Annotated in this window: 1 rRNA gene; it reads right to left on the reverse strand. The window is 56.6% G+C overall.

The features are described from left to right. Positions 1 to 32: 32 nt before the first annotated feature. A 23S ribosomal RNA gene (locus ACZ597_RS35510) occupies positions 33 to 3,149 on the reverse strand. Positions 3,150 to 3,204: the final 55 nt, after the last annotated feature.

The raw sequence follows: 3,204 nt of genomic DNA on the forward strand, positions 1-3,204 counted from the left end.
CTTCAGAACTAACACAGTGGACGCGAGCAACTGAGGACAAGCCCTCGGCCTATTAGTACCAGTCAGCTCCACCCGTTACCGGGCTTCCACATCTGGCCTATCAACCCAGTCGTCTACTGGGAGCCTTACCCTCTCAAGGAGGTGGGAATACTCATCTTGAAGCAGGCTTCCCGCTTAGATGCTTTCAGCGGTTATCCCTCCCGAACGTAGCCAACCAGCCATGCCCTTGGCAGGACAACTGGCACACCAGAGGTTCGTCCGTCCCGGTCCTCTCGTACTAGGGACAGCCCTTCTCAATATTCCTACGCGCACAGCGGATAGGGACCGAACTGTCTCACGACGTTCTAAACCCAGCTCGCGTACCGCTTTAATGGGCGAACAGCCCAACCCTTGGGACCGACTCCAGCCCCAGGATGCGACGAGCCGACATCGAGGTGCCAAACCATCCCGTCGATATGGACTCTTGGGGAAGATCAGCCTGTTATCCCCGGGGTACCTTTTATCCGTTGAGCGACGGCGCTTCCACAAGCCACCGCCGGATCACTAGTCCCGACTTTCGTCCCTGCTCGACCCGTCGGTCTCACAGTCAAGCTCCCTTGTGCACTTACACTCAACACCTGATTGCCAACCAGGCTGAGGGAACCTTTGGGCGCCTCCGTTACCCTTTGGGAGGCAACCGCCCCAGTTAAACTACCCATCAGACACTGTCCCTGATCCGGATCACGGACCGAGGTTAGACATCCAGCACGACCAGAGTGGTATTTCAACGGCGACTCCACAACCACTGGCGTGGCTGCTTCAAAGTCTCCCACCTATCCTACACAAGCCGAACCGAACACCAATATCAAACTGTAGTAAAGGTCCCGGGGTCTTTCCGTCCTGCTGCGCGAAACGAGCATCTTTACTCGTAGTGCAATTTCACCGGGCCTATGGTTGAGACAGTCGAGAAGTCGTTACGCCATTCGTGCAGGTCGGAACTTACCCGACAAGGAATTTCGCTACCTTAGGATGGTTATAGTTACCACCGCCGTTTACTGGCGCTTAAGTTCTCAGCTTCGCAACCCCGAAAGGTCACTAACCGGTCCCCTTAACGTTCCAGCACCGGGCAGGCGTCAGTCCGTATACATCGCCTTACGGCTTCGCACGGACCTGTGTTTTTAGTAAACAGTCGCTTCTCGCTGGTCTCTGCGGCCACCCCCAGCTCAGAGAGCAAGTCTCATCACCAGGAATGGCCCCCCTTCTCCCGAAGTTACGGGGGCATTTTGCCGAGTTCCTTAACCATAGTTCACCCGAACGCCTCGGTATTCTCTACCTGACCACCTGAGTCGGTTTAGGGTACGGGCCGCCATGAAACTCGCTAGAGGCTTTTCTCGACAGCATAGGATCATCCACTTCACCACAATCGGCTCGGCATCAGGTCTCAGCCTTAACGTGTGACGGATTTGCCTACCACACGGCCTACACCCTTACCCCGGGACAACCACCGCCCGGGCTGGACTACCTTCCTGCGTCACCCCATCGCTTACCTACTACCACCTTGGATCGCCGGCTCCACCACTTTCCTTTCCCCGAAGGGTCCGGAACGGCTTCACGGGCTTAGCATTAATGGATTCGATATTGGGCGTTTCAAAGCGGGTACCGGAATATCAACCGGTTGTCCATCGACTACGCCTGTCGGCCTCGCCTTAGGTCCCGACTTACCCTGGGCAGATCAGCTTGACCCAGGAACCCTTAGTCAATCGGCGCACACGTTTCTCACGTGTGTATCGCTACTCATGCCTGCATTCTCACTCGTGAACCGTCCACAACTAGCTTCCGCTGCTGCTTCACCCGGCACACGACGCTCCCCTACCCATCACAGCGGGCGTTGGCCCTATTGCTGCAATGACACGACTTCGGCGGTACGCTTGAGCCCCGCTACATTGTCGGCGCGGAATCACTTGACCAGTGAGCTATTACGCACTCTTTCAAGGGTGGCTGCTTCTAAGCCAACCTCCTGGTTGTCTCTGCGACTCCACATCCTTTCCCACTTAGCGTACGCTTAGGGGCCTTAGTCGATGCTCTGGGCTGTTTCCCTCTCGACCATGGAGCTTATCCCCCACAGTCTCACTGCCGTGCTCTCACTTACCGGCATTCGGAGTTTGGCTAAGGTCAGTAACCCGGTAGGGCCCATCGCCTATCCAGTGCTCTACCTCCGGCAAGAAACACACGACGCTGCACCTAAATGCATTTCGGGGAGAACCAGCTATCACGGAGTTTGATTGGCCTTTCACCCCTAACCACAGGTCATCCCCCAGGTTTTCAACCCTGGTGGGTTCGGTCCTCCACGAAGTCTTACCTCCGCTTCAACCTGCCCATGGCTAGATCACTCCGCTTCGGGTCTAGAGCGTGCAACTCAATCGCCCTATTCGGACTCGCTTTCGCTACGGCTTCCCCACACGGGTTAACCTCGCTACACACCGCTAACTCGCAGGCTCATTCTTCAAAAGGCACGCAGTCACGAGACGTACAAGTACGTCCGACGCTCCCACGGCTTGTAGGCACACGGTTTCAGGTACTATTTCACTCCGCTCCCGCGGTACTTTTCACCATTCCCTCACGGTACTATCCGCTATCGGTCACCAGGGAATATTTAGGCTTAGCGGGTGGTCCCGCCAGATTCACACGGGATTTCTCGGGCCCCGTGCTACTTGGGAGATGAGCAAGCAAGCCGCTGATGTTTCGTCTACGGGGGTCTTACCCTCTACGCCGGACCTTTCGCATGTCCTTCGACTACATCAACGGTTTCTGACTCGCCTCACAGCCGGCAGACTGTGAAAGCTCATTCCCACAACCCCGCATGCGCAACCCCTGCCGGGTATCACACGCATACGGTTTGGCCTCATCCGGTTTCGCTCGCCACTACTCCCGGAATCACGGTTGTTTTCTCTTCCTGAGGGTACTGAGATGTTTCACTTCCCCTCGTTCCCTCCACACTGCCTATGTGTTCAGCAGTGGGTGACAGCCCATGACGACTGCCGGGTTTCCCCATTCGGACACCCCCGGATCAAAGCTCAGTTGGCAGCTCCCCGGGGCCTATCGCGGCCTCTCACGTCCTTCATCGGTTCCTGGTGCCAAGGCATCCACCGTGCGCCCTTAAAAACTTGGCCACAGATGCTCGCGTCCACTGTGTAGTTCTCAAATAACGACCAGCCACCCATCACC

Source organism: Streptomyces sp. NPDC040718 (assembly GCF_055593565.1).